At 71.4% G+C, this 6,294-nt stretch carries 5 protein-coding genes; 4 read left to right on the top strand and 1 reads right to left on the bottom strand.

Features of this window, described 5'->3' with window-relative positions; translation table 11 throughout:
• Positions 1-128 precede the first annotated feature (128 nt).
• The 3 genes from glmM to ACFRCR_RS15660 all read left to right on the top strand — a co-directional run bounded on the left by glmM (position 129) and on the right by ACFRCR_RS15660 (position 3,226).
• The gene (gene glmM / locus ACFRCR_RS15670; protein WP_377678796.1) at positions 129-1,493 is read left to right on the top strand and encodes a phosphoglucosamine mutase; all 1,365 of its coding nucleotides are present in this window, start codon (positions 129-131) and stop codon (positions 1,491-1,493) included.
• Positions 1,490-2,173: a peptide deformylase gene (locus tag ACFRCR_RS15665; protein ID WP_377678794.1), complete on the top strand. Its 684-nt coding sequence runs from the start codon at positions 1,490-1,492 to the stop codon at positions 2,171-2,173. The genes glmM and ACFRCR_RS15665 overlap by 4 nt, the downstream gene beginning before the upstream one ends.
• A 297-nt stretch (positions 2,174-2,470) precedes the next feature.
• Complete coding sequence (locus ACFRCR_RS15660; RefSeq protein ID WP_377678792.1) at positions 2,471-3,226, top strand: DedA family protein; 756 nt, start codon at positions 2,471-2,473, stop codon at positions 3,224-3,226.
• A 10-nt stretch (positions 3,227-3,236) separates the two neighbouring features.
• Here the strand turns inward: ACFRCR_RS15660 and coaA are convergent, their stop codons facing one another.
• Complete coding sequence (gene coaA / locus ACFRCR_RS15655; protein ID WP_377678798.1) at positions 3,237-4,184, bottom strand: type I pantothenate kinase; 948 nt, start codon at positions 4,182-4,184, stop codon at positions 3,237-3,239.
• 205 nt (positions 4,185-4,389) lie between these two features.
• Between coaA and glmS the strand changes: the two genes are divergently transcribed.
• Positions 4,390-6,255 carry a glutamine--fructose-6-phosphate transaminase (isomerizing) gene (gene glmS, locus ACFRCR_RS15650; RefSeq protein WP_377678791.1) on the top strand — a complete coding sequence of 622 codons (1,866 nt, stop codon included), beginning with the start codon at positions 4,390-4,392 and terminating at the stop codon, positions 6,253-6,255.
• Positions 6,256-6,294 lie beyond the last annotated feature (39 nt).

Here is a 6,294-nt window from a genome sequence, read left to right as displayed (position 1 = left end):
GGTGGACACAGTCCACCGGGGCCGTCGTCTTTTGTCAGGGATGCTGACGAGCGGCCGGACCGGTCGGCTCGCAGCGGGGGCGGGGCAGGCCCTGGGGCCTGTACCGTCCCGTTGAGGGAGGAAAACTCATGGGACGACTGTTCGGCACCGACGGCGTGCGGGGGCTGGCGAACAGGGACGTCACGGCCGAGCTCGCGCTCGGCCTGGGCGTGGCTGCCGCGAACGTGCTGGGACGCACCGGGCAACCGGACGGGCACCGCCCGCGAGCCGTGATCGGCAGGGATCCCCGGGCCTCGGGCGAGTTCCTGGGCGCCGCGGTGACCGCGGGCCTCGCGAGCGCAGGTGTCAACGTGCTCGACGTCGGCGTCCTGCCGACCCCGGCGGTCGCGTTCCTCACGAGCACGCTCGACGTCGACTTCGGCGTCATGATCTCGGCCTCGCACAACCCGATGGCCGACAACGGCATCAAGTTCCTGGCCCGTGGCGGGATCAAGCTCGAGGACTCGCTCGAGGACGAGATGGAGCGCCAGCTCCACGCCGAGTGGGACCGTCCGCTCGGCGCCGAGGTCGGTCGCGTGCGCCGCGACACCGGGAGCGCCGGGGCCGACTACGTCGAGCACCTCATCGCGAGCATCGGTGCGACGGGGGACGCCCTGCCGCTCTCCGGCCTGCGGATCGCGGTCGACTGCGCGAACGGCGCCGCGAGCGACGTGGGGCCGGCGGCGCTGCGCGCGGCGGGTGCCGACGTCGTCGTCATGAACGCGAGCCCCGACGGGCGCAACATCAACGAGAAGTGCGGGTCCAACCATCCCGAGCAGCTCCAGGCCGTCGTCGTGGCGTCCGAGGCCGACTTCGGCGTGGCCTTCGACGGCGACGCCGACCGCTGCATCGCGGTCGACCACCGCGGGGTCCTCGTGGACGGCGACCAGATCATGGGGGTCCTCGCCCTCGCCGAGAAGGAGAAGGGCCGCCTCGCCGACGACACCCTCGTGGTGACCGTCATGAGCAACCTCGGGCTGATCCTCGCGATGCGCGAGGCCGGGATCCGCACCGTCCAGACGGGCGTCGGCGACCGCTACGTGCTCGAGGAGATGCGCGCCAAGGGCTACACGCTCGGTGGCGAGCAGTCCGGGCACATCATCCTGTCCCAGTTCGCGACGACGGGGGACGGGGTCCTGACCGCGCTCCAGCTCGCCGCGCGCATCCAGCAGTCGGGTGCCAAGCTGGCCGACCTCGCGGGCGCCGTGCCCAAGCTGCCCCAGACGCTGCTCAACGTGCGCGGCGTGGACAAGGCGCGGGCTGCGACCGACGAGGTGCTCCAGGAGGCCGTCGTGGCGGCCGAGGCGCGTCTGGGTGAGACGGGGCGCGTCGTGCTGCGCTCCTCGGGCACCGAGCCGCTCGTGCGGGTCATGGTCGAGGCTGCGACGCAGGCCACGGCCGACGCCGTCGCCGAGTCCCTCGCGGGCGTCGTCCGGGACCGGCTGGCCCTGTGACGTCTCGACCTGCAGCCGGGGCCGGGGCCGGGTTCGCCGGCCCCGTCGACGAGTCGCTGAGGGACCAGGTCGCGGAGCACCTCGCGCGGTACGACGACGGCGTGCTCCCCATCGTGCAGGCCGGGCACCCCGTCCTGCGCCGTCCCGCCGCGCCCTACACCGGACAGCTCGGGGACCTCTTCCCCCGGCTCGTCGAGGCGATGCGGGCGACCATGCACGCGGCCCCGGGGGTCGGGCTCGCCGCCCCCCAGATCGGCCTCGGGCTCGCGGTGGCCGTGGTCCAGGACGCCGGCGTCACCGACCCCGAGGACGCGGACCTGCGGGAGCGGTACCCCGTGCCGTTCCGGGTGCTCGTCAACCCGTCCTGCACGGCGGTGGGGGACGAGCAGCGGGCCTTCTTCGAGGGCTGCCTGAGCGTCAGCGGGTGGCAGGCCGTCGTCGCGCGGCACCGGTCGGTGCGCCTGACCGGGCAGGACGAGCACGGCGCGCCGGTGGACGACGTCCTCACGGGATGGCCCGCGAGGATCGTCCAGCACGAGACCGACCACCTGCGGGGCGAGCTCTACCTCGATCACGCGGAGCTGCGGTCGCTCGCCTCGAACGACAACATGGTGCGGTTCTGGGGCGGCACCCCGGACCTCACCGAGGCGTCCGAGGTGCTGGGCTTCCGCCTGCCCTGACCTCGCGGGGCACCCGGTCCCGGACCCCACCGCTCCGGAACGCCGAACACGTCGTCCGGAGGACGTCACAGCATCCCTCCGGGGGACCTCCCTAGGGGTGGATCTCCTTCCGGAGGATGACGTGACGGGCCTGACGATCCGGCAGAATCTTCCTCGGAAGGTGGGGGTCGACATCAGGGCAGACTGGGGGGTTTCCCCGATGGTGTCGGGCCTCCGTATCCGTAGGCTGGTCACAGGCGTCGACACGACGTCTGTGACCAGCCTGGTCCGCCCCGCCAGCCGACGAACAGAGGACCCGTGATCGAGGCCGTTTCGACCTTCTTGGAGAACCTGGAGATCTGGGTCCTCGCACTCGCGGCGTCCGCATGGATCTACCCCGCCCTGTACGCCTTCGCGACGATCGACGGCTTCTTCCCACCGATCCCGAGCGAGTCCGTGGTCATCACGCTCGCCGTCGCTGCCAGCGCCTCGGGGAACCCGAACCTCGTGCTCGTCCTGGTCATCGCGGCCGCGGGAGCCTGGACGGGCGACCAGATCGCCTACTCGTTGGGCCGCGGGATCGGGACCGAACGCATCCGCTTCCTCCGGACCGTCCGAGGACGCAAGGCCGTCGCCTGGGCGGACCAGGCGCTCAAGGCCCGCGGCGCCGCCTTCATCCTGGCGGCGCGCTACGTCCCGATCGGCCGTGTCGCGGTCAACATGACCGCAGGCGCCGTGGGGTACCCGCGCCGCCGCTTCATGGCCTACTCGGGCCTGGCGGCCGTGACCTGGGCCCTCTACTCCGTGCTCATCGGCCTCGTCGCGGCACAGTGGCTCGGGCACCAGCCGCTGCTCGCCATGGTCATCGGCGTCGTGATGGGAGTGCTGTCCGGCGTGATCGTCGACCGGATCATGAACACCATGGCCCGCAGGCGCCGGGCCCGGGAAGCGGTCCGCGAGGCCACCCAGGACGCGGCGGGGGCGACCTCGATCCACGGCGAGGCGGCCGACCGGCCGGTGGCGACGTCGTCGGGCGTCGAGGGCGACCAGGACGCCGTCCGCCGCGCCTCCTGACCGCCTCCGCTCACACCTTGCGCAGGCGGGCGCGCTGGACCGAGTGGTCCGATCCCTTCGTCAGCACGAGGGTCGCGCGACCTCGCGTCGGCAGGATGTTCTCCTCGAGGTTCGGCGCGTTGATCGAGTCCCAGATCGACTTGGCCTTCTCGACGGCCTCCTCGTCCGTGAGGGTCGCGTAGCGCTTGAAGTACGACTCGGGGCGAGCGAACGCCGTCCGGCGCAGCGACAGGAACCGGTCCACGTACCACTGGCGGATGTTGCGCGTGCGCGCGTCGACGTAGATCGAGAAGTCGAAGAAGTCGCTCACCGCGACCGCCTGGTCGTCGGACGGCCCCGGGCGGGCCGGCTGGAGGACGTTGAGGCCTTCCACGATCAGGACGTCCGGTCTGCGGACGACGGTCTCGGCCCCCGGGACGATGTCGTAGGTCAGGTGGTCGTAGACCGGGCTGCGGACCTCGGGTGCGCCCGCCTTGACGCGGGACAGGAACCGGATGAGGGCGCGCCGGTCGTACGACTCGGGGAACCCCTTGCGCTCCATCAGGCCACGACGGGCGAGCTCGGCGTTCGGGTACAGGAAGCCGTCCGTGGTGAGGAGCTCGACCCGAGGCGTCTCGGGCCAGCGAGCAAGCATCTCGCGCAGGATGCGCGACGTCGTCGACTTGCCCACCGCGACCGACCCGGCGACCCCGATCACGTACGGCGTGCGGGTCGAGTTCTCGCGCAGGAACGTCGAGGTGGCCTCGTGCAGGCCGCCCGTCGCCGTCACGTAGAGGTTGAGCAGCCGCGAGATGGGTCGGTAGATCGCGTCGACCTCCGCCAGGTCGATCGGGTCGCCCAGCCCGCGGAGCTTGACGACGTCGGCGTCCGTCAACGGCAGCGGCGTCGACTCGGAGAGCCTGCTCCACGCCGCGCGATCCAGGTCGACGTACGGGGACGACGTCGAGAGGTCGGGCAGGCGTCCGGAACCGGGCGAGGCGTCCTGATCGGTCGCGGGAGCACCCTCGAGCGGAGGGACGGGCAGGTCGGAGGAAGGAACCACTCGGACGATTCTGCCGGACGCCGAGCCGCACCGTGAACACGAACAGGCCGGACCACTAACAAAGAACCGCGAGATGTCGCGGCTGCGAAGGCCCCAGAACGTCCGGCTAGACTCCGAAACCATGTGTGGAATCGTGGGTTACGCAGGCCCCCTTGAAGCGTCGGGGCGACCCCTCGACGTCGTCCTCGAAGGACTCGGCAGGCTCGAGTACCGCGGCTACGACTCGGCCGGGGTCGCGCTCGTCGCGCCCGACCGGGCGGACGTCGCGACGGCCAAGAAGTCCGGGAAGCTCGTCAAGCTCGTCGACGAGCTCCAGTCACGTCCGCTGCCCGCGGCCTCCGCGGCGATCGGGCACACGCGGTGGGCCACGCACGGTGCACCCAACGACACGAACGCGCACCCGCACGTCGCGGACGACGGCCGCCTCGCCGTGATCCACAACGGGATCATCGAAAACTACAGCGGACTTCGCGAGTCCCTGCTCGCCGACGGCGCGACCTTCCTCTCCGAGACGGACACCGAGGTCGCGGCCCAGCTCCTCGCCCGCGCGTACCGCCGCACCGGGGACCTGACCGAGGCGATGGCCTACGTCGCGCGCCAGCTCGAGGGCACGTTCACCCTGCTCGCCGTCCACGCCGACGCCCCGACCACCGTCGTCGGTGCCCGGCACGACTCCCCGCTCGTCGTCGGGCTCGGAGACGGCGAGAACTTCCTCGGCTCCGACGTCGCCGCGTTCATCGCGTCCACCAAGGACGCGCTCGAGCTGGGCCAGGACCAGATCGTCACCATCACCCCGGACAGCGTCGAGGTCGTCGACTTCCACGGCAAGCCCGCCGAGGCGACGCGCTTCACGGTCGACTGGGACGCGGCCGCGGCGGAGAAGGGTGGCTTCACGTCCTTCATGGACAAGGAGATCCACGACCAGCCGCAGGCCGTCGCGGACACCCTGCTCGGTCGCACCGACGCCGAGGGACGCCTGGTCCTCGACGACCTGCGCATCGACGAGGCCGTGCTGCGGACCGTCGACAAGATCATCGTCGTTGCGTGCGGCACGGCCGCCTACTCGGGGCACGTCGCCAAGTACGCGATCGAGCACTGGTGCCGCATCCCCGTCGAGGTCGAGCTCGCGCACGAGTTCCGGTATCGCGACCCGATCGTGAACGAGAAGACGCTCGTCGTCGCCGTCACGCAGTCCGGCGAGACCATGGACACCCTCATGGCCGTGCGCCACGCCCGTGAGCAGGGCGCCAAGGTCATCTCGATCGTCAACACGCACGGGTCGACCATCCCGCGCGAGTCCGACGCCGTCCTGTACACGCACGCCGGACCCGAGATCGCCGTCGCCTCGACCAAGGCGTTCCTGTCGCAGATCACCGCGGCCTACCTCCTGGGCCTCTACCTCGCCCAGCTGCGCGGCAACAAGTTCCCCGACGAGATCCGCGAGATCCTCGACGACCTGCGCGAGATGCCGCGCAAGATCCAGACCGTCATCGAGCGCGGCGAGTACGTCAGCGCCGTGGCCCGCTCCATGAAGGACGCGAGGTCGGTGCTCTTCCTGGGGCGCCACGTCGGGTTCCCCGTCGCCCTCGAGGGCGCGCTCAAGCTCAAGGAGCTCGCCTACATCCACGCCGAGGGATTCGCCGCGGGCGAGCTCAAGCACGGGCCCATCGCGCTCATCGACGAGGGGCAGCCGGTCTTCGTCGTCGTGCCGTCGCCGCGCGGACGCGACTCGCTGCACTCGAAGGTCGTCTCCAACATCCAGGAGATCCGCGCCCGCGGCGCACGCACGCTCGTGATCGCCGAGGACGGCGACGACGCGGTGCTTCCGTACGCCGACGAGATCTTCTGGATCCCGCAGTCGCCCACGCTGCTCTCGCCGCTGCTCGCGGTCGTCCCGCTGCAGATCTTCGCCATGGCCCTCGCCACGGCCAAGGGACTCGACGTCGACCAGCCGCGCAACCTCGCGAAGTCGGTCACGGTCGAGTAGCCGACCGTCCCGTCCCGGAAGCCCGCCGCGCCCTCGCGC

Origin of the sequence: Oerskovia sp. NPDC056781, assembly GCF_042789955.1 — a bacterium.
GTDB classification, from domain to species: domain Bacteria; phylum Actinomycetota; class Actinomycetes; order Actinomycetales; family Cellulomonadaceae; genus Oerskovia; species Oerskovia rustica.
Note: the sequence above shows the minus strand (reverse complement) of the source record. Positions and strands in the feature narration are given on the sequence as shown.